This is a genomic window from Pelagibius marinus (assembly GCF_014925385.1).
Lineage (GTDB): Bacteria > Pseudomonadota > Alphaproteobacteria > Kiloniellales > Kiloniellaceae > Pelagibius > Pelagibius marinus.
This window is the reverse complement of sequence record NZ_JACSDK010000017.1, coordinates 92,997-112,958: the sequence shown is the minus strand read 5'-3', so window position 1 is coordinate 112,958 and position 19,962 is coordinate 92,997. Positions and strand designations below refer to the sequence as shown.

At 68.2% G+C, this 19,962-nt stretch carries 20 protein-coding genes and 1 pseudogene; 14 read left to right on the top strand and 7 right to left on the bottom strand.

All coding sequences use genetic code 11. From position 1 onward, the window contains the following. The first annotated feature begins 98 nt into the window (after positions 1-98). The 3 genes from H7X47_RS21620 (at position 99) to rsmA (ending at position 3,025) form a co-directional block, all read left to right on the top strand. Positions 99-1,082 carry a peptidylprolyl isomerase gene (locus H7X47_RS21620; protein WP_193370839.1) on the top strand — a complete coding sequence of 328 codons (984 nt, stop codon included), beginning with the start codon at positions 99-101 and terminating at the stop codon, positions 1,080-1,082. A gap of 102 nt (positions 1,083-1,184) precedes the next feature. Beyond that, positions 1,185-2,171, top strand: coding sequence for a 4-hydroxythreonine-4-phosphate dehydrogenase PdxA (gene pdxA, locus H7X47_RS21615; RefSeq protein WP_193370838.1), 987 nt, complete (start codon positions 1,185-1,187; stop codon positions 2,169-2,171). Further along, positions 2,168-3,025: a 16S rRNA (adenine(1518)-N(6)/adenine(1519)-N(6))-dimethyltransferase RsmA gene (gene rsmA, locus H7X47_RS21610; RefSeq protein ID WP_193370837.1), complete on the top strand. Its 858-nt coding sequence runs from the start codon at positions 2,168-2,170 to the stop codon at positions 3,023-3,025. The genes pdxA and rsmA overlap by 4 nt, the downstream gene beginning before the upstream one ends. Before the next feature lie 9 nt (positions 3,026-3,034). On the opposite strand, the gene gmk is transcribed toward rsmA, so the two are convergent. Both gmk and H7X47_RS21600 read right to left on the bottom strand, forming a co-directional pair. Continuing rightward, positions 3,035-3,673: a guanylate kinase gene (gmk, locus tag H7X47_RS21605; RefSeq protein ID WP_193370836.1), complete on the bottom strand. Its 639-nt coding sequence runs from the start codon at positions 3,671-3,673 to the stop codon at positions 3,035-3,037. A gap of 4 nt (positions 3,674-3,677) precedes the next feature. Then, a complete protein-coding gene (locus H7X47_RS21600; RefSeq protein ID WP_193370835.1) occupies positions 3,678-4,550 on the bottom strand; it encodes a YicC/YloC family endoribonuclease in 873 nt (290 codons plus the stop codon). Positions 4,551-4,718: 168 nt separating this feature from the next. Here H7X47_RS21600 and H7X47_RS21595 point away from each other — a divergent pair, with 168 nt between their 5' ends. Next, a complete protein-coding gene (locus tag H7X47_RS21595) occupies positions 4,719-5,492 on the top strand; it encodes an SDR family NAD(P)-dependent oxidoreductase (protein ID WP_193370834.1) in 774 nt (257 codons plus the stop codon). A gap of 12 nt (positions 5,493-5,504) precedes the next feature. On the opposite strand, the gene mltG is transcribed toward H7X47_RS21595, so the two are convergent. The 5 genes from mltG to fabD all read right to left on the bottom strand — a co-directional run bounded on the left by mltG (position 5,505) and on the right by fabD (position 10,009). Next, positions 5,505-6,500, bottom strand: a complete 996-nt coding sequence (gene mltG, locus H7X47_RS21590) for an endolytic transglycosylase MltG (protein WP_193370950.1) — start codon at positions 6,498-6,500, stop codon at positions 5,505-5,507. Positions 6,501-6,512: 12 nt separating this feature from the next. After that, positions 6,513-7,778, bottom strand: coding sequence for a beta-ketoacyl-ACP synthase II (gene fabF / locus H7X47_RS21585; RefSeq protein WP_193370832.1), 1,266 nt, complete (start codon positions 7,776-7,778; stop codon positions 6,513-6,515). Positions 7,779-7,856: 78 nt separating this feature from the next. Next, positions 7,857-8,093 carry an acyl carrier protein gene (locus tag H7X47_RS21580; RefSeq protein WP_193370831.1) on the bottom strand — a complete coding sequence of 79 codons (237 nt, stop codon included), beginning with the start codon at positions 8,091-8,093 and terminating at the stop codon, positions 7,857-7,859. A gap of 164 nt (positions 8,094-8,257) precedes the next feature. Then, on the bottom strand, positions 8,258-8,995 hold the full coding sequence (gene fabG / locus H7X47_RS21575) for a 3-oxoacyl-[acyl-carrier-protein] reductase (RefSeq protein WP_193370830.1): 738 nt from the start codon (positions 8,993-8,995) through the stop codon (positions 8,258-8,260). Positions 8,996-9,067: 72 nt separating this feature from the next. Further along, positions 9,068-10,009, bottom strand: coding sequence for an ACP S-malonyltransferase (gene fabD, locus H7X47_RS21570; RefSeq protein ID WP_193370829.1), 942 nt, complete (start codon positions 10,007-10,009; stop codon positions 9,068-9,070). Between the two features lie 358 nt (positions 10,010-10,367). On the opposite strand from fabD, the gene rpsF reads away from it, so the two are divergent. The 10 genes and pseudogenes from rpsF (at position 10,368) to purF (ending at position 19,961) form a co-directional block, all read left to right on the top strand. Further along, on the top strand, positions 10,368-10,856 hold the full coding sequence (rpsF, locus tag H7X47_RS21565; protein WP_193370828.1) for a 30S ribosomal protein S6: 489 nt from the start codon (positions 10,368-10,370) through the stop codon (positions 10,854-10,856). Then, positions 10,853-11,107: a 30S ribosomal protein S18 gene (rpsR, locus tag H7X47_RS21560; protein WP_193370827.1), complete on the top strand. Its 255-nt coding sequence runs from the start codon at positions 10,853-10,855 to the stop codon at positions 11,105-11,107. Before rpsF ends, rpsR begins: the two co-directional genes overlap by 4 nt. A 22-nt stretch (positions 11,108-11,129) precedes the next feature. Next, a pseudogene (gene rplI, locus H7X47_RS26390) lies at positions 11,130-11,705 on the top strand (50S ribosomal protein L9); the annotation flags it as partial. A 296-nt stretch (positions 11,706-12,001) separates the two neighbouring features. Continuing rightward, a complete protein-coding gene (locus tag H7X47_RS21550; RefSeq protein WP_193370825.1) occupies positions 12,002-13,522 on the top strand; it encodes a replicative DNA helicase in 1,521 nt (506 codons plus the stop codon). Next, on the top strand, positions 13,497-14,654 hold the full coding sequence (gene alr, locus H7X47_RS21545; RefSeq protein ID WP_193370824.1) for an alanine racemase: 1,158 nt from the start codon (positions 13,497-13,499) through the stop codon (positions 14,652-14,654). The genes H7X47_RS21550 and alr overlap by 26 nt, the downstream gene beginning before the upstream one ends. 6 nt (positions 14,655-14,660) lie before the next feature. Further along, complete coding sequence (locus H7X47_RS21540; protein WP_193370823.1) at positions 14,661-15,434, top strand: MlaE family ABC transporter permease; 774 nt, start codon at positions 14,661-14,663, stop codon at positions 15,432-15,434. After that, positions 15,431-16,264, top strand: coding sequence for an ABC transporter ATP-binding protein (locus tag H7X47_RS21535; RefSeq protein WP_193370822.1), 834 nt, complete (start codon positions 15,431-15,433; stop codon positions 16,262-16,264). The genes H7X47_RS21540 and H7X47_RS21535 overlap by 4 nt, the downstream gene beginning before the upstream one ends. A 44-nt stretch (positions 16,265-16,308) precedes the next feature. After that, a complete protein-coding gene (gene radA, locus H7X47_RS21530) occupies positions 16,309-17,769 on the top strand; it encodes a DNA repair protein RadA (protein WP_193370821.1) in 1,461 nt (486 codons plus the stop codon). A 27-nt stretch (positions 17,770-17,796) separates the two neighbouring features. Further along, positions 17,797-18,501, top strand: coding sequence for a CvpA family protein (locus tag H7X47_RS21525; RefSeq protein ID WP_193370819.1), 705 nt, complete (start codon positions 17,797-17,799; stop codon positions 18,499-18,501). Next, a complete protein-coding gene (gene purF, locus H7X47_RS21520) occupies positions 18,498-19,961 on the top strand; it encodes an amidophosphoribosyltransferase (RefSeq protein WP_193370817.1) in 1,464 nt (487 codons plus the stop codon). Before H7X47_RS21525 ends, purF begins: the two co-directional genes overlap by 4 nt. Position 19,962: the final 1 nt, after the last annotated feature.

The window sequence follows — 19,962 nt, the reverse complement described above, 5'->3', positions numbered from 1 at the left end:
CCCCCCGCTTGACGGAGGTCCGCGGGCCTCAGCTTCCGTTTGAACCGACCGGACCCGGCAGGATATACTGCGGCCCGCTTTCTTTGGAAAACCGGGCAATGCCACTCAAGATGATGCGAAGACCATTCCAGGTTGCACGGCGCGGCGCGCTATTTGCTGCCTGCCTGCTGCTCCTGACGACAAGCTGGCCCCTCGACCAGGCCCGCGCGCAATCGGACCTGTTCCGCCCTGCCGCTGTCGTAAACGATGACATCATCTCGGTTCTCGACCTCGCCATGCGCCTTCAACTGGCCATCGTCGCCGCCGGCGTCGAAGACACCCAGGAGGTGCGCCGCAGGCTGACGCCGCAGGTCCTCCGAGGCCTGATCGACGAGCGGCTACAGCTTCAGGAGGCCAAGCGCCTCGATATTTCGGTGCCGGACGCGCAGGTTGCGGTCGCGCTGGAGCAGATCGCCCAGCAGAACAAGATGACCGAGGGGGAATTTCTAACGATGCTGCGTAATCGCGGCATCATACCCACAACGCTGATTGAACAGATCCGTGCTCAGATCGCTTGGCGGAACGTGATTTTCCGGCGAATCCGGCCGAACGTGGTGATCTCTAGCGAAGAGGTCGAAGAGGTCGCGACCCGCCTTGCCGTCCGGCACGGGTCCATCGAACGGCGCGTTGCGGAGATCTTCGTGCCCATCGAGACGGCCGCCAAGGAAGGCGAGGCCCTGAACAACGCGAACCGCCTGCTGGAGGAGTTGCGCCGCGGCGCCAATTTCGCCGGCTTGGCCCGCCAGTTCTCCCAGTCGGGCACGGCATCGCTGGGCGGCGACCTGGGCTGGGTCCGCGACGGCGAGCTCGACGAGCCGCTGAACAAGGCGCTCGCCCAGATGGGCCCGGGCGAGGTCGCCGGCCCGGTCCGCACGATTTCGGGCTTCCACATCCTCCTGCTGCGCGACATGCGCAAGAACGAGGGCCAGCAGATCGACCGCACCCGCATCGAGGAAAGCCTCACCAACCAGCGCACGGACCAGCTCGCCCAGCGGTCCCTGCAGGAGCTGCGGCGCCTGGCGAACGTCGATGTGCGCATCTGAGGCCTGCCTTTCCGGCGGCCGGCCCGCCGGGCTCCGTCCGGCCCCTTGACCCCGCTTTCGTCGCCCCACCATTCACAGACGGCGCCGCCTCTGGCGGTGACCATGGGAGAACCCGCCGGGATCGGCGGCGAGATCACGCTGCAGGCCTGGCTGCGGCGCCGCGAGTGCGGGTTGCCGCCCTTCTTCGTCATCGACGACCCCGAGCGCCTGAGCCGCCTGGCCGCGCGCCTGAACTGGCAGGCACCGCTCCGGCCCATCGACGGTCCGGCCACCGCCACCCGGGTTTTCGACGAAGCCTTGCCGGTGCTGCCGCTGTCCCGTCCCGTGGCCGCCGAACCGGGCCGCCTGGACCCGGGCAACGCCGAGGCGGTGCTGGAGGCGATCCGCCAGGGCGTCGCCCTCACCCTGGAAGGCGCGGCCGCCGGCATCGTCACCAATCCGATCCACAAACAGGTCCTGATGGAGGCCGGCTTCAAGCATCCCGGGCACACCGAATACCTGGCCGAGCTCTGTGCCGGCGAAGGCCCGCCGGTGATGATGCTGGCCTGCGCGGAGCTGCGGGTCGTGCTGGTTACGGTGCACCTGCCCCTGCGCCGAGTGCCGGAGGTGCTGACCAGCGACAAGATCGTCGAGACCGGCCGCATCACCGCCCGGGCCCTGCAGCAGCGTTTCGGCGTCGCGGCCCCGCGCCTCGCCGTCGCCGGCCTCAACCCCCACGCCGGTGAAGGCGGCCAGCTGGGCGGCGAGGATGACGCCGTCATCGCCCCCGCCGTACGCCGCCTGCAGGCGGACGGCATTGACGCCTTCGGCCCCGTCCCCGCCGACACCCTGTTCCATGCCGGCGCGCGCCGGGGCTACGACGCCGCGCTCTGCATGTACCACGACCAGGCGCTGATCCCGATCAAGACCATCGACTTCGAGGGCGGCGTGAACGTGACCCTGGGCCTGCCGATCATCCGCACCTCGCCCGACCACGGCACCGCCCTGGACATCGCCGGGCGTGGCGTGGCTTCGCCGGCCAGCCTCCTGGCCGCCCTGAAGATGGCGGCGCAGATGGCCGCGGCCTCGCAACTCACGGCAGAGCGATGACTGTCCCCGCCGACCTGCCGCCTCTGCGCGAGGTCATCGCGCGCCACGGCCTGGGCGCGCGCAAGGCGCTGGGCCAGCATTTCCTCCTCGACCTCAACCTCACCGGCCGCATCGCCCGGGCCGCGCCGGGGATCGGTGAAGGCAGCGTGATCGAGGTCGGCCCCGGCCCCGGCGGCCTGACCCGCGCCCTGCTGGCCGAGGGCGCGGCCCGCGTCATCGCCGTGGAGAAAGACAGCCGCTGCCTGGAGGCGCTGGCCGAGCTGGCCGCCGCCTATCCCGGCCGGCTGGAGGTGGTGGAAGGCGACGCCCTGGAGCTCGACCTGGGGGCGCTCGGCGCGGCGCCGCGCCAGATCGTCTCCAACCTGCCCTACAACATCTCGACCGCCCTCTTGGTGAGGTGGCTGACCACCCTGGCGGGCGACCCCCGGGCCTTCTCGGCCATGACGCTGATGTTCCAGAAGGAAGTCGCCGAGCGCCTCATCGCCGCGCCGCGCAGCCGCGACTACGGGCGCCTCTCGGTGCTCACCCAGTGGCTCTGCCAGGCGCGCCCGCTGTTCGACATCCCGCCGCGGGCCTTCACCCCGCCGCCCAAGGTCACCTCCACCGTGGTGTCAATCATCCCGCGCGAGCAGCCCCTGGCCCCGGCCTCCCTGACGACCCTGGAGAAGGTCACCGCCGCGGCTTTCGGCCAGCGCCGCAAGATGCTGAGGCAAAGTCTGAAGTCGCTGGGCGGGAAGTCGGAAGGCGGGCCGGCGGCCTGGTTGGAGGCGACGGGCATCGCGCCGACGGCGCGGGCCGAGGAACTGTCGGTGGAGGACTTCTGCGCCCTGGCCGCCTGCGTCGACCGTGGCTGAACGGCGGGGCTAGCTGCCGGACTGCAGACCTTTGACGAAGGCGCCGAGGCCGATGCGGCGCTCGCGCTTCAGGCGCTCGGCGGTAAGGATGGCCTCGACCTGCTCGACGCTCTTGTCGACGTCGTCGTTGATGATGATGTAGTCGTACTCGGCCCAGTGGCTCATCTCGTCCGCGGCCTTGGCCATGCGGCCGCGCACCACCTCTTCGCTGTCCTGGGCGCGGGCATAGAGGCGGCGCTCCAGCTCCTCCGTCGAAGGCGGCAGGATGAAGACGCTCACCAGGTCCTCGCGCGCGGCCTCGCGCACCTGCTGCGTGCCCTGCCAGTCGATGTCGAACAGCACGTCGCGGCCGGTCTCCAGCGCACGCTCCACCGGCGCGCGCGGCGTGCCGTAGTTGTTGCCGAAGACCAGGGCGTATTCCAGCAGCTCTCCGCCCGCGACCATGGCATCGAAGCGGGACTGGTCGACGAAGAAGTAGTCCTTGCCTTCCACCTCGCCCGGGCGCGCCGGCCGCGTGGTCGCCGAGATCGAGAGCGACAGGTTGCCGTCGGTGTCGAGCAGCCGCCGCGAGATGGTGGTCTTGCCGGCGCCCGAAGGCGACGACAGCACGAGCATCAGTCCACGGCGCTTGATTTCCGTATCGACCATTCGCCTACTCGATGTTCTGGACCTGCTCGCGCAGCTGCTCGATCGCCGACTTGAGATCGAGGCCGATGCGCGTCAGCTCGACGTCGGCGGACTTGGAGCAGAGGGTGTTGGCCTCGCGGTTGAACTCCTGGCAGAGGAAGTCGAGCTTGCGCCCGATGGCGCCGCCCTGGGCGAGCAGCTCGCGCGACGCCTCCACGTGGGCGGCCAGGCGATCCAGCTCCTCGCGCACATCCGCCTTGCCCGCCAGGATGGCCAGTTCCTGGGTCAGACGTTCCTCGGAGACGCCGGTGTTCTCCTCCAGCAGCAGGGCCACCTGATCCTTGAACCGCTGCTTCAGCGTTTCCGGCTGGGTCGCCGCGCAGCTCCGCGCCGCCTTGGCGAGGCGCTCGATTTCGTCGATGTGGCCGCGCGCCATGTCCTGCAGGCGGGCGCCTTCGGCCGCGCGCATGGTCACCAGGGCCTCCAGCACCGCCTTCAGATCCTTCTGCAGGGCCTTGAGGCGCGCCTCCTGGCGCTCGGGCGCTTCCTCCTCCTCCACGGCCTCGAGAATGCCGCGCAGGCCGAGAATGCCGTCCAGGCTGGCCGGGGTCGCCTTCGTGCGCTTTTCCAGATCGCCCATGAGGTCGAGGACCTGCTGCAGCAATTCCTCGTTGACCTGCAGTTGCAACGGCGCGTTGCCGCGTTTCATGGAGAGGTTCACCTGGACATTGCCGCGCGCGCAGGCGGCGCTGACCGCGCTGCGCACCACCGGGTCCAGGCTTTCGTAGCCCTGGGGCAGCCGCGCGCGCATATCAAGGCTGCGGCCGTTGACGCTCTTGACCTCCCAGGTCCAGCTCGCCGCCTCGTCGCCGCCCTCGCGGCGGGCGAAGCCGGTCATGCTGTGAACCGCTTTGCTGGCGCCCGTCACCTTGCCCCCGATCGCTTACAGTTGAGCCGCCCGCCCGCTTGGAAATCTCCCTGCCCCCGCGCGGGCGGTGCCCCTATATACTGGGCTCCCCGAGTCTCAACAAGCCGGGAGCGCCAAGCCCCCAGGTCTGGGAGAGTTATGAAGGACCCGAAATCCATCGTCATCACCGGCGGCTCCAGCGGCATCGGCGAGGCGCTGGCGCGCGACTACGCGGGGCCCGGCGTCTTCCTGGCGCTCAGCGGCCGTAACCGGGAACGCCTGGACCAGGTCGCCGAGGCCTGCCGCGCCGCCGGCGCGGAGGTCGCCACCGCCGTCCTGGACGTGCGCGAGCGCGACGCCCTGGCCGCCTGGCTGGCGGAGCTGGACCGCGACCGTCCGCTGGACCTGGTGATCGCCAACGCCGGCATCTCGGCGGGCACCGGCAGCTTCGGCGAGACCAGAGAGCAGGCCCGCGCCATCCTGGCGGTCAACATCGACGGCGTCGTCAACACCTGCCTGGCCGCGGTGGAACTGATGCGCCCGCGCCGCCACGGGCAGGTCGCCATCGTATCCTCCTTGGCCGCCTTTCGCGGCTTTCCGGGCGCCCCGGCCTACTGCGCCTCCAAGGCCTATGTCCGGGTCTGGGGCGAGGCACTGCGCGGCGCGCTGCATGGTGAGGGGATCTCGGTCAACGTCATCTGCCCCGGCTTCGTCAAAAGCCGCATGACCGCGGTGAACGACTTTCCCATGCCCTTGCTCATGGAGGCCGAGCGGGCCGCCGGTATCATCCGGCGCGGCCTGGCCGCCGACAAGGCGCGGATCGTCTTCCCGCGCCGCCTCTTCGCGGCAGTATGGCTGCTGTCTCTGCTGCCGCCGGCCTGGACCGACCCGCTGCTGCGCCGCCTGCCGGAGAAGCCCGCCGTCGGGGACTAGGACCCGCAGCGGCTAGTCCGTCTGCTTTTTCTTCAGGCTGCGCAGATGCTTGCGCCACTTGGCAACGTTGCGGTTGTGCTCCGCCAGGGTCTTGGCGAAGGCGTGGCCGCCGTCGCCGGCGGCGACGAAGTAGAGAAACTCGGTCTCCGCCGGATTGACCGCCGCCTCCAGGGCGGCGCGCCCCGGGTTGGCGATGGGCCCCGGCGGCAGGCCGCTGATCTGATAGGTATTGTAGGGAGTAGGATTGGCCAGATCCTGGCGCGTCAGGGAACGGCCCAGCGGCGCCTTGCCCAGGGTGATCCCGTAGACCACGGTCGGATCGGACTGCAGCGGCATGCCCTTGTCGAGGCGGTTCACGAAGACCCCGGCCACCAGCGCCCGCTCGCCGTCGACACCGGTTTCCTTCTCGACGATGGAGGCCAGCACCAGCGCCTCCTCGGGGCTCTTCAAAGGCAGGTTCTCAGCCCGCTGCTCCCAGACCTCGGCCAGCGCCTCGGTCATCGACTGGCGCATGCGCGCCAGTATGTCGGCGCGGGAATCGCCACGGTGGAAGTGATAGGTCTCGGGCAGCAGGGTGCCGTCCGGCGGCACTTCGCCGATCTCGCCGTCCAGCGCCTCGGCCTCGTCCAGCAAAGCCACGATCTCGACGCTGGTGAGCCCCTCCGGCACGGTCAGGCGGTGCACCACGGTGCGCCCGCTGGCCAGCAACTCGGCCACGTCCTTCATGGACATGCCGTAAGTAAAGGCATACTCGCCAGCCTGCAGGGCGCGGGCGTCGGCGAAGAGGCGCACCCCGAGCCGGAAGACCGTAGGATCCGAGACGACGCCCGCCTCCGCCAGGTCATCGGCAATGGCGGCGAGGCCGGCGCCGCGCGGCACCACGACCACGACCTCCTCGGTCACCGGTCCCGGTTCTTCAAACGTCAGCTTCAGAAAGAACCATGAGCCGCCGGCGGCGAGCAGCAACACAACGACGACAGCAATGGCGATACCGCCCAGTCGTCGCATCACGGGAGGCCGCTACTGGTACTCTGCCAGGATGACACTGGCGTTGGTGCCGCCGAAGCCGAAGGAGTTGGAAAGCGCGCGGCGGACCGGACGCTCCTTGGCCGTATGCGGTGTCAGGTCGATGTCCGCACAACTCGGCGAGGGATTGTCGAGGTTCAGGGTCGGCGGCACCACGTTGTCGCGGATGGCGAGGATCGAGAAGATCGATTCCACCGCGCCGGCCGCGCCCAGCAGGTGGCCGATGGCGGACTTAGTGGAAGACATCGAGATGTCCGCCACTGCGTTGCCGAAGAGACGCTTGACCGCACCCACCTCGATCTCGTCACCCAGCGGCGTCGAGGTGCCGTGGGCGTTGATGTAGTCGATATCGCTCGGGTCCAGGCCGGCCCGCTTCAGCGCCGCCTGCATGGCCCGGTAGCCGCCATTGCCGTCTTCGGGCGGCGCCGTGATGTGGTGGGCGTCGCCGGAGAGGCCGTAACCGACCACCTCGGCGTAGATCGTCGCCCCGCGCGCCTTGGCGTGCTCCAGCTCTTCCAGCACGACGACACCGGCGCCTTCGCCCATGACGAAGCCGTCGCGGTCTTTGTCCCAGGGGCGCGAGCCCTTCTCCGGCGTGTCGTTGAACTTGGTCGACAGCGCCCGCGAGGCGCAGAAACCGGCAATGCCCAGGCGGCAGACCGCCGCCTCCGCGCCGCCGGCGACCATGACATCGGCGTCGTCCAGCATGATCAGGCGGGCCGCGTCGCCAATGGCGTGCGCCCCGGTCGAGCAGGCCGTCACCACCGCGTGGTTCGGCCCCTTGAAGCCGTGCTTGATCGACACCTGTCCGGAGACGAGGTTGATCAGCGCTGCCGGAATGAAGAAGGGCGACAGCCGCCTAGGTCCGCGATCGTGCACGGTGATGGAGCCGTCGCAAATGGTCTCCAGGCCGCCGATACCGGAGCCGATCATCACGCCGGTACGCCAGCGGTCCTCGTCTTCCTCGGGCTTCCAACCGGAATCCTCGATGGCCTGCTGCGCGGCGGCCATGCCGAAGACGATGAAGCGGTCCAGCTTGCGCTGGTCCTTTGGTTCGACGAATTCGTCCGCGTTGAACAGCCCCTCTGAGGCTTCGCCCAGGGGAACCTGGCCGGCGATCTTCGACGGCAGGTCGGAAACATCGAAGCTTTGGATGCTGCGCAGGCCGGACTGGCCGTTGAGAAGTCGATCCCAAACATGGCTAACACCGCTTCCCAGCGGTGTTACCAGTCCCAATCCTGTAACGACAACGCGTCTCATACTGCAAGCGACCTTATGTGCGGCGAAACGGTTGAGCGACAGCCCGCGCCTGAGCGCCGCTGTCGCCTTCGCCGACGGTCAGGAGTGTTCCTGAATAAAGTCGATCGCGTCCTTGACGGTGACGATCTTCTCCGCCGCGTCGTCGGGAATCTCGCAACCGAACTCTTCTTCGAAAGCCATCACCAGTTCCACCGTATCCAGGCTGTCGGCGCCCAGATCGTCGATGAAACTAGCTGTCTCGGTTACCTTTGCATCATCGACGCCCAGATGCTCGACGACGATCTTCTTCACGCGCTCGGCGATGTCGTTGCTCATAAGAATTAGCCCTCAGGTTCTTAAGACGCTTCTTGGCGGGAAGCGGGTACCGTCAAAATGAATGGCGTCCTCGCATCTGCGCAAGGCGCCGCCTCTTATCACAGTTCTTGAAGGTTTGCCAACGCCCTACAGACGCCTGTTTCGAGTGTGTCCCCCAGGAGGGCTCATATCATGGCCATTCCGCCATTTACATGCAAGGTTTGGCCGGTCACGTAGGCGGCTTCCTCGCTCGCCAGATAAACCACGCCCGATGCGATTTCCTCAGATTTCCCAAGACGTTGCATGGGGATTGCCGTGAGGATGCGCTCGCGCTGCTGATCGTTCAGGGCGTCGGTCATGGCGGTTTCGATCATGCCCGGCGCCACGCAGTTCACCGTGATGCCGCGACTCGCCACTTCCTGGGCCAGCGACTTGGTCATGCCGATCAGGCCCGCCTTGGAGGCCGCGTAGTTCGCCTGGCCCGGATTCCCGGTCACCCCGACGATGGAGCTGATGCCGATGATGCGGCCCCAGCGCCGCTTCATCATGCCCTTCAGGCTGGCACGCGTGAGGCGGAAGGCGGCGGTCAGGTTCACGTCCAGAACCTGCTGCCAGTCCTCGTCCTTCATGCGCATGGCCAAGCCGTCGCGGGTCAGGCCGGCGTTGTTGATCAGAATGTCGAGTTGGCCGGCCTCGGCCTCGACCTGTCCAACCAGCGCCTCGGTCGCGGCGGGATCGCCCAGGTTGCAGGTCATGACCTGCGTGCGTTCGCCCAGTTCGCCGGCCAGCGCCTCCAGGGCCTCGGCCCGGGTGCCGCTCAGCACCACCGTCGCGCCCTGCCCGTGCAGGCGCCGCGCGATGGCCCCGCCGATGCCGCCCGAGGCGCCGGTCACCAGGGCGATCTTTCCAGTCAAATCAAACATCAAGACGTCTCCACGACGATAAAACTTGAACCTGCCCCTAGACCTTTTAGGGACTTCGCAGGGGCCCTGCGGCTAGAGCTGCGCCAGGGCGGCCTCCACTTCCTCCGGCGTCTCGACCGACAGCGCCGTCAGGCTGCGGTCGATCCGCTTGGAGAGCCCGCTCAATACCTTGCCGGCGCCCAGCTCCACCACCTTTTCAACCCCCTGGCCGGCCATGTAGGCCACGCTCTCGCGCCAGCGCACCATCCCGGTGACCTGCTCGACCAGCTTGCGGCGGATCTCCTCCGGGTCGCTCAGGTGGCTGGCGGTCACGTTGGCCACCAGCGGCACCGCGGGCATCTGCAGGGTGACGCCGGCCAGGGCCTCGGCCATCACCTCGGCCGCGGGAGCCATGAGGCTGCAGTGGAAGGGCGCGCTCACCGGCAGCAGGATAGCCCGCTTGGCGCCCTTTTCCTTGGCGATCTCGATGGCCCGCTCCACCGCGGCCGTGTGGCCGCTGAGCACCACCTGGCCGGGGGCGTTGTCGTTGGCCGACTGGCAGACCTCACCCTGGGCCGCTTCCTCGGCCACCGCCTGCGCGGCCTCCAGGTCGAGGCCCAGAACAGCCGCCATGGCGCCCTCGCCCACCGGCACGGCCTGCTGCATGGCCTGGCCGCGGCGGCGCAGCAGGCGCGCGGCGTCGGCCAGTTGCAGGCTGCCGGCGGCCGCCAAAGCGGAATATTCTCCCAAGGAGTGGCCGGCCACATAGGCCGCCTTGTCGGCGAGGCGCAGATTGCCCTCGCTCTCCAGCACCCGCACCACGGCGAGGCTGGCCGCCATCAGGGCCGGCTGGGCGTTCTCGGTGAGCCGCAGCTCGTCTTCCGGTCCCTCGGCCATGATCCGCGAGAGGCTCTGGCCCAGGGCGTCGTCGACTTCTTCAAAGGTCTGCCGGGCCACCGGAAAGGCGGCGGCCAGGGCCTGGCCCATGCCGACGGCCTGGGACCCCTGTCCCGGAAACACAAACGCCAGGCTCATGAATGGCAACTCCGCGAGAAATGGGGATGGCGAACGAAATGCCGCCCAGACATAGCCACACAGTCCTGCCTGTCAAGCCGGATCGGCGGGCAAATGGCGGAAAATAGCGGATTGCGAAGGTAAACGCCGCCGCCGCCGCGGCCTGCCGGGCCCGCCTGAAAGGCGCCGATTCCGGCCGCCGCGCGCCCGGCGCCTCGGCGCTTGCGCGCAGGAGGATAAAGTGTATAGTCCCGCGGCTTCGCAGCCCTTTCCGGGCGGCGGAGCACTCCTTGCCGGGACCCCGCTTTCGGGGCCGGCTAGGGCCGGGCGGCTGAGCTTCGACCAGCGCCGGTCCATGAACAGCCAGAGGGAGTAAACCATGGCATTCTATGAGTGCGTGCTGATCGCACGCCAGGACGTCTCTGCGTCCCAGGTCGAGAGCCTGGTCGCGGACTACACCAAGATCCTCGAAGACAATGGCGGCCGTGTCGCGAGTTCCGAGTACTGGGGACTGCGCACCCTCGCCTACCGCATCAAGAAGAACCGCAAGGGCCACTACCAGATGCTGCGCATCGACGCCCCGGCGGAGGCGGTGCACGAGGTGGAGCGCAACATGCGTCTCAGCGACGACGTGATCCGCTACATGACCGTGCGCGTCGAAGAGCTAGAGGAAGGTCCCTCCATCGTCATGCAGCAGCGCAACACCCGTGATGACCGCGGCCCCCGCGGTGACCGCCGTGGCGGGCGCCGCTCGGGCGGTGACGGCCCCCGGGGCGATGGTCCCCGCGCCCGGCGCCGGCCGCGTGCCAACGACGGCGCCCCCGCGCCGCCCGCCAGTGCCCCTGCCAGTGAAGGAGCTGCAGAATGACCGTTCAAGTCGTCAGCGGCGGCGGTGGCCGTCGCCCGTTCTTCCGCCGCCGCAAGAGCTGCCCCTTCTCCGGGCCCAAGGCGCCGAAGATCGACTACAAGGACACCCGTCTGCTGCAGCGCTTCGTCTCGGAGCGGGGCAAGATCGTGCCCAGCCGCATCACCGCGGTGTCCGCGAAGAAGCAGCGTGAGCTGGCGCGCGCCATCAAGCGGGCGCGCTTCCTCGCCCTGCTGCCCTATGTCGTGAAATAAGCGGCGAAGCAGGAGAACAGACATGGAAGTGATCCTGATGGAGCGCATCGAAAAGCTCGGACAGATGGGCGACGTCGTGTCGGTCAAGCCGGGCTTTGCGCGCAACTATCTCTTGCCGCAGAAGAAAGCCCTGCGGGCGACCAAGGACAACCTCGCCCGGTTCGAGCGTGAGCGCACTCAGCTCGAGGCCGAGAACCTGAAGCGCCGTGAGGAAGCGGAGCGCGTGGCCAAGGACCTGGAAGGCCTGACCGTCACCGTGATCCGCCAGGCCGGCGAGAGCGGCCAGCTCTACGGTTCGGTGAACAGCCGCGACGTGTCGGAGGCGGTGAGCGCCGCCGGCGTCACCGTGGCTCGCCGCCAGATCGATCTGGGCGCGGTCATCAAGACCCTGGGCCTGCACAAGGTTCGCGTGCAGCTGCACCCGGAGGTCGTCGTGACCATCACTGCCAACGTGGCGCGCTCGGACGAAGAGGCCAAGACGCAGCTGGAAAGCGGCCGCGTCGTGACCGCCGAAGACCTGCGCCAGGCCGAAGAGGCCGCCGAGGCGGAGATCGAAGCGGTGGTCGAGGCCGTCGCGCAGGAAGAGGCCCCGGAGGCCGAGGCCGAGAGCAGCGAGGAAGCGGCGCCCGAGTCGTCCGGCGACGAGGCGAGCGACTCGGAGAGCGAGGAGACCAAGCACGCCTGCCCCCCTCCCGCTACCCCCCCGCCGGAGACCAGAGCGGCGCCCCCCCGGGGGGGGACCCGCCGTTTTGCTTTTTCCCTTTGCTGTCAAGCGCGCACTCGACGTCCTTATCCCCGCTTTGCAACCTACCCACACCTTTGAACTCAGCGTCGACTGTTTGCCTGTCGCGGCGTTCTGTTATTGTGGTCGGCCATCTGCAATTCGCTACGGCCATGGAATCGACACAGCCCTCTCTGACACACCTGCACGACCCGCTCACGGGCGAGGATCACCTGCGCCTGCCGCCGGCCAATGACGAAGCCGAGCAGGCTCTGCTGGGCGCCATCCTCGCCAACAACGCCGCCTATGAAAAGGTCGCCGACTTCCTCAGGCCCGAGCATTTCTCCGACGGCGTGCATGCCCGCATCTTCGAGGCCTGCGGCAAGCTGATCGAACGCGGCCAGGTCGCCAACGCCATCCAGCTGAAGAACCTCTTCGAACAGGAAAGCGCCCTTACCGAGGTCGGCGGCGCCCAGTACCTGGCGCAGCTGCAGTCGAGCTATGTCACCATCATCAACGCCGTGGACTACGGCAAGACGATCCACGACCTCTACCTGCGCCGGCAGTTGATCGACCTCGGCGAGGACATGGTCAACGACGCCTTCGACTACGACCTGGACATCGACGCCAGCCAGCAGATCGCCGTCGCCGAGGACAAGCTCTACAAGCTGGCGGAAATCGGCGAGACCGAGGGCGGCCTCGCCCCCTTCAAGTCGGCGGTGCTGGAATCGCTGCACATGGCCGAAGCGGCCATGAAGCGCGACGGGTTGGCGGGCGTGGCCTCGGGGCTGAACGACCTCGACAAGCTGCTCGGCGGCTTCCATCCCTCCGACCTGATCATCCTCGCCGCGCGCCCCTCCATGGGCAAGACGGCGCTGGCCACCAACATTGCCTTCAATGTGGCCGCCGAAGCACGCACGGAAAGGGACGCCGAAGGCAACCCCACCGAGCAGCGCCAGCCGGTCGCCTTCTTCTCCCTGGAAATGTCGGCCGAGCAGCTCGCCTCGCGCATCATCGCCGAGCGTACCGGCGTGCGCTCGGACTCCATGCGGCGCGGCGACATCCGCGACGAAGAGTTCGATTCCATCTTCGAGGCCAGCCGCCAGCTCTTCGAACTGCCGCTCTTCGTCGACGACACCCCGGCCCTCTCGGTCAGCCAGGTGCGCACCCGCGCCCGGCGCCTGAAGCGCCAGCACGGCCTCAGCATGATCGTCGTCGACTACCTGCAGCTCATGCAGCCGCCGGCGGGCAAGCGCAGCGACAATCGCGTGCAGGAGGTCTCGGAGATCACCCGCGGCCTGAAGGCCATGGCCAAGGACCTGGACGTGCCGGTTATCGCCCTGTCGCAGCTATCGCGCGCCGTCGAGCAGCGCGAGGACAAACGCCCCCAGCTCGCCGACCTGCGCGAATCCGGCTCCATCGAGCAGGACGCCGACGTGGTCATGTTCATCTACCGCGAGCAGTACTACGCCGAACGCGCCGAACCGACCCAGCGCGACGGCGAGGACGACAACAAGTTCCACGAACGCCTGGAGCGCTGGAAAGAACGCTGCGAGCGCGCCTACGGCAAGGCCGAGATCATCATCGCCAAGCAGCGTCACGGCCCGATCGGCTCGCGCGAGTTCGCCTTCGACGGCGACACCACGCGCTTCAGCGACCTGGTCGCCGATGACCACCTTCCCGACCACTACTGATGTGACGGTGGAGACCGCCCTGTCCGAGGTCTCGCCCCGCGCCGCCGGGGTGCTGACCGTGGATCTGGCCGCCATCGCGGAGAACTACCGCCGCCTGAAATCCGCCTTCCTGGAGAAGGCGCTGGCGGCGGTGGTGAAGGCCGACGGCTACGGCCTGGGCGCCGAGCGCGTGGCGCCGGTGCTGGTCAAGGCCGGGGCGCGCAGCATCTTCGTCGCCCAGCTCGACGAGGCCCTGGAGCTGCGCCCCCTGCTCGACCGCTGCCACCCGGCGGTGGCGCTCTACGTGCTGAACGGCCTTATGCCGGGGGCCGAGGCGGACTACGCCGAGCACAACATCCTGCCGGTGCTGAACTCCCTGGGGGAGATCGACGCCTGGACCGCCTTCTGCCGGGCGCGCGGCACCGCCCTGCCGGCCGCCGTCCACCTGGACAGCGGCATGTGCCGCCTGGGCCTGCCGCCCGACGAGGTGGAGGTGCTGCGCGGCGATCCGGAGCGCCTGGCCGGCCTGGTGCCGACCTGCATCCTCAGCCACCTGGCCTGCGCCGACGAGCCGGGCCACCCGATGAACGCCGAGCAGCTCGCCGCCCTGAAGGCGGCCCTCACCGCCCTGCCCCGGGCGCCGGTCTCCTTCTGCAACTCCTCGGGGATCTTCCTGGGACGCGACTACCACTTCGACCTGGGCCGCCCGGGGGTGGCGCTCTACGGCGTGAACCCCACACCGGAGGCCCCCAGCCCCGTGCAACCCGTGGTGCAATTGCGGGCCAAAATCCTGCAAGTCCGGCAGATTGACGCTCCTCAGAGCGTTGGCTATGGTGCCACGCACCGCGCCACGGGGCCGGCCCGAATCGCGACCGTTGCCGCCGGCTACGCCGATGGCTATCTCCGGTCGATTTCCAATCGCGGGCATGCCTGGGTTGCCGGTCATCAGGTTCCTGTGGTTGGACGAGTCTCCATGGATTTGCTTGCGCTGGATGTGACCGGAGTAGCGCCGGACGCGGTCCGCCCCGGTCTCTGGGCGGAGTTGCTGAACGGCGAACAAGACGTCGATGCTCTGGCGCGCGAAGCCGGGACGATCGGCTACGAAATCCTGACCTCCCTGGGAGCGCGCTACCACCGGGTCTACTTGGATTAGTCATTAATGCCGATTCTCCAGCCGATCGGTCGCACCTTTCTGGTTTTCCTGGAAGCCACCGGCCGGCTTTCGCTCTTCACCATCATGTCGCTGTCACACTGTCTGCGGCCGCCCTTCTATCCGCGCCTGGTCCTGCGCCAGATGATCGAGATCGGCTACTACTCCCTGCCGGTCGTCGGCCTCACCGCCATTTTCACCGGCATGGTGCTGGCGCTGCAGAGCTACACCGGCTTCGCGCGCTTCTCGGCGGAGAGCGCGATCCCCAACGTGGTGGTGGTTTCCATCACCCGCGAGCTGGGGCCGGTGTTGGCCGGCCTCATGGTCGCCGGGCGTGTCGGCGCCTCCATGGCCGCCGAGATCGGCACCATGCGGGTGACCGAGCAGATCGACGCCCTCGACACCCTGGCAACCAATCCCTTCAAGTACCTGATCGCCCCGCGCCTCATCGCCGGCCTGACCATGCTGCCGATCCTGGTGCTGATCGCCGACATCATCGGCGTCTTCGGCGGCTACATCGTCTCGACCCAGAAGCTGGGCTTCAACCCGGCGGCCTACCTGCAGAACACCTGGGATTTCATCGAAGCCCAGGACGTCATCTCCGGCCTGGTGAAGGCCGCGGTCTTTGGCTTCCTGGTGACGCTCATGGGTTGCTACCACGGCTACAACTCGCGCGGCGGCGCCCAGGGCGTCGGCGCCGCCACCACCAATGCCGTGGTCTCCGCCTCGATCCTGATCCTCAGCTTCAACTACTTCATCACCGAGCTGTTCTTCGCCCGATGAATCACACACCCGAAGCCCCGGCCGCTGCGAGCCAGCCCACCGCACCGGCTGCCGATAGCGCGGTGCCGAAGATCCAGATCCGCGGCCTGACCAAGGTCTTCGGTGACAAGGTCGTGCTCGACGGCATCGACCTGGACATCCAAAAGGGCGAGTCGATGCTGGTCATCGGCGGCTCGGGCAGCGGCAAGTCAGTATTGCTGAAGTGCATCCTGGGCCTGCTGCACCCGGAAGCCGGCTCCATCAAGGTCGACGGCGAGGAAGTCGTCGGCCTCTACGGTGACGACCTGGAGCGTATCCGCCGCAAGTTCGGCATGCTGTTCCAGAACGCCGCCCTCTTCGACTCCCTGACGGTCTGGGAGAACGTGGCCTTCGGCCTCGTCCAGGGCCAGCGCATGGCGCGCGACAGGGCCCGCGGCATCGCCTACGAGAAGCTGGCCGCCGTCGGCCTGGGCGAGGACGTCGGCCAATTGACCCCGGCCGAGCTTTCCGGCGGCATGCGCAAGCGCGTGGGCCTGGCCCGCGCCATCGCCACGGAGCCGGAGATTATCTTCTTCGACGAGCCCACCACCGGCCTCGACCCGATCATGGGCGACGTCATCGACCGCCTGATCGTGGACTGCGTGAAGCAGTTGGGCGCCACCGGCCTGTCGATCACCCACGACATGGCCAGCGCGCGGCGTATCTCCGACCGCATCGCCATGCTGTACAAGGGCAAAATCATCTGGGTTGGCCCGACCGCGCAGATCGACGTGTCCGGCAATCCCTACGTCGAGCAGTTTATCAACGGGCGCGCCGAGGGCCCGATCCAGATGGAAGTCCGCGCCCTTTGAGGCTCGACCGGACCCAAACCTCCTCATGGGGAGGAAGGCTCTAGATGGCAAAGCCGCGCTCACAATACGTCTGCCAGGACTGCGGCGCCGTCGCGGCCAAGTGGACCGGGCGCTGCGAGGGCTGCGGCGCCTGGAACACCCTGGTCGAGGAAAGCGTGCAGCGTGCGCCCGGCGGCCTGTCGGGCGGCGGGGGCAAGGCCCGTGGCAAGATCCGCTTCGTCGACCTGCAGAGCGAGAGCCAGCCGCGCCCGCGCTTGACCTGTCAGATCGCCGAATTCGACCGTGTCACCGGCGGCGGCCTGGTGCCCGGCTCGGCGGTGCTGGTGGCCGGCGACCCGGGCATCGGCAAGTCGACCCTGCTGCTGCAGGTGGCCGCGCGCATGGCCGTGCCCGAACCTCAAGGCAGGGGCGCCGAATGCGCCTACATCTCCGGCGAGGAGTCCATCGACCAGGTCCGCCTGCGCGCGCGCCGCATGGGACTGGCTGAGGCCCCGGTGCAGCTCGCCTCGGCGACCTCCGTGCGCGACATGGTGGCCAGCCTCGACCAACCTGACGGCCCGGCGGTAGTGGTCGTCGATTCGGTCCAGACCCTCTACATCGACAGCCTGGAATCGGCGCCGGGCACGGTCTCCCAGGTGCGCGCGGCGGCCCAGGAACTGATCCGCCTGGCCAAGAAGCGCGGCTTCGCCCTGCTGCTCGTCGGCCACGTCACCAAGGAAGGCACCATCGCCGGCCCCAAGGTGCTGGAGCACATGGTCGACACGGTCCTGACCTTCGAAGGCGACCGCGGCCACCACTTTCGCATTCTCAGGGCGGTGAAGAACCGCTTCGGCCCGACCGACGAGATCGGCGTCTTCGAGATGACCGACGAGGGCCTCAGCGAGGTCGCCAACCCCTCGGCCCTCTTCCTGGCCGAGCGGCGGGGCAATATCGCCGGCGCGGCGGTCTTCGCCGGGCTGGAGGGCACGCGCCCCCTGCTGGTCGAGATCCAGGCCCTGGTCTCCACCTCGCCCCTGGCGACCCCGCGACGGGCCGTGGTCGGCTGGGATTCCGGCCGCCTGGCCATGGTGCTGGCGGTCCTGGAGGCACGATGCGGGCTGGCATTGGCCGGCCAAGAGGTATATTTGAACGTTGCCGGCGGCCTCAGGATCGGGGAGCCGGCGGCGGACTTGGCCGTTGCGGCGGCCCTGGTATCGGCGGCAACGGGACAGGAAGTGCCGGAACAGACGGTGATATTCGGCGAAATCGGCCTTTCCGGCGAGATTCGCCCGGTGAGTCAGGTGGAACTGCGCCTCAAGGAAGCCGCGAAACTGGGCTTCACGCGCGCCTGGATCGCCCCGCGCCGCAAGCAGGCAAAAAGTAAATCGGGTGGAAGATCAGGCGGCGGCCAGAGTCTGGCTGTGGAGGAGATCGCCCACCTACAGGACCTGGTGGCGCGCCTGGCGGCACCGGAGTCGCCGCGGCCGGAACCCCGGCTCGGCCGGGCCCAGCAGTCGGCCCACTGACAGAGTTAACGGGCGCAGCGGAGCGCAATGGACAGCTTGCCGATCAATCTGGCGGACCTCATCGTCATCATCGTCCTGGTGGTGTCGGGGATCTTTGCCTTCGTGCGCGGCTTCGTGCACGAGGTCCTGGCCGTGGGCTCCTGGGTCGGCGCCGCCTTCGTGACGCTATATGCCTATCCGCATGTGCAGCCCTGGGTGCTGGGCGTCATCGCCGTGGAGTTCATCGCCAGCCTCCTGACCGGCGTCGGGCTTTTCCTGGTGACCCTGGTGCTGTTTTCGGTGCTGACGCGCATCCTTTCCAACCGCATCCAGCAGAGCAGCCTGGGCGCGCTCGACCGCTCTCTCGGCCTGCTCTTCGGCTTCGCCCGCGGCGCCGTCATCGTGGTGCTGGCCTGGCTGGCTCTGGACTACGTGGTTATCGAGGACGAGCGCCCAGGCTGGATCCAGGAGGCCAAATCACGCCCCCTGGTCGAGCGCGGGGCCGACATGCTGCTGACCCTGGTGCCGGCCGAACTGCTGGAGCGCGGCGACGAAGCCGCCGAGGATGCCCGGCGCCGCGCCGAGGAGATGCGCCGCGCCGAGGAAACCTACCAGCAGCTGGTGTCACCGCTCAGAAAAGCCGATGCACCGGAAGACCAACCCGCGTATAACGAAGGCATGCGCGACGAGATCGAGAAGGCCATCGAAGGCCTGATGTCGAACGAAACCGCGCCGGGAGAGACCACGCAGTGATTAGCACCAATCCTCTGGCCCCTCTAGACGACGACAAGTTCCACGAGGAATGCGGCGTGTTCGGGATCTTCGGCAGCGAAGATGCCGCCGCCATGGCCGCCCTGGGCCTGCACGCGCTGCAGCACCGCGGCCAGGAATCGGCCGGGATCGTCGCCTACGACGGCAAGCACTTCAACGCCCACCGTGACCTCGGCCACGTCGGCGACATCTTCTCCTCCGAGGAGGTCATGGCCCGCCTCGCCGGGCGCGCCGCGATCGGCCACAACCGCTATTCCACCACCGGCGAGACGGCGCTGCGCAACGTGCAGCCGCTCTTCGCCGACCTCTCGCTCGGCGGCTTCGCGCTGGCCCACAACGGCAATCTCACCAATGCGCGCCACCTGCGCCGCCAATTGGTGAATCAGGGCGCCATCTTCCAGTCGACCTCCGACACCGAAGCCATCCTTCATCTCATCGCCACCTCCGAAGCAGGCAGCCTGATCGACCGCATCATCGCGGCCCTGCGCCAGGTCGAAGGTGCCTATTCCCTGGTCGCCATGTCGAGCAACTGCATCTTCGCCGTGCGCGATCCCATGGGCGTGCGCCCGCTGGTGCTGGGGCGCCTGGGCAATGCCTACGTGGTGACCTCCGAGACCTGCGCCCTCGACATCATCGGCGCCGAGTTCGTGCGCGACATCGAAGCCGGCGAACTGGTGGTGCTGGATGAGTCCGGCGTGCATTCGCTCCGCCCCTTCCCGCCCGCGCCGCGCCGGCCCTGCATCTTCGAGTACATCTATTTCGCGCGTCCCGATTCCATGATGGAGGGGATCAGCATCTACGAGACCCGCAAGCGCATCGGCGCCGTGCTGTCGGAGGAAAGCGGCATCGACGCCGACGTGGTGATCCCGGTGCCTGACTCCGGCGTGCCCGGAGCCATCGGCTACTCGGAGCGCTCGGGCATTCCCTTCGAGCTGGGCATCATCCGCAACCACTACGTCGGGCGCACCTTCATCGAACCGGGCCAGCAGATCCGCAACCTCGGCGTCAAGCTGAAGCACAACGCCAACCGCCGCTACATCGAGGGCAAGCGCGTCATCCTGGTGGACGATTCCATCGTGCGCGGCACCACCTCCGTCAAGATTGTTGAGATGGTGCGCGCCGCCGGCGCGACCGAGGTACACATGCGCATCGCCGCGCCGCCGACCACCCATTCCTGCTTCTACGGCATCGACACGCCCGAACGCAGCGAGCTGCTCGCCTCCTCAATGGACGTGGAGGCCATGGCCCGCCACATCGGCGTCGACAGCCTGGCCTTCATCTCCATCGACGGGCTCTACCGCGCCATGGGCGAGCCGGGCCGCGACGCGGCGCTGCCGAAGTTCTGCGACGCCTGCTTCACCGGCGACTACCCGATCCGGCTGACCGACTTCGAGGGCCACAACGAGCCGGCCCAGCTGTCGCTGCTGGCCGAGCGGGCCTGAG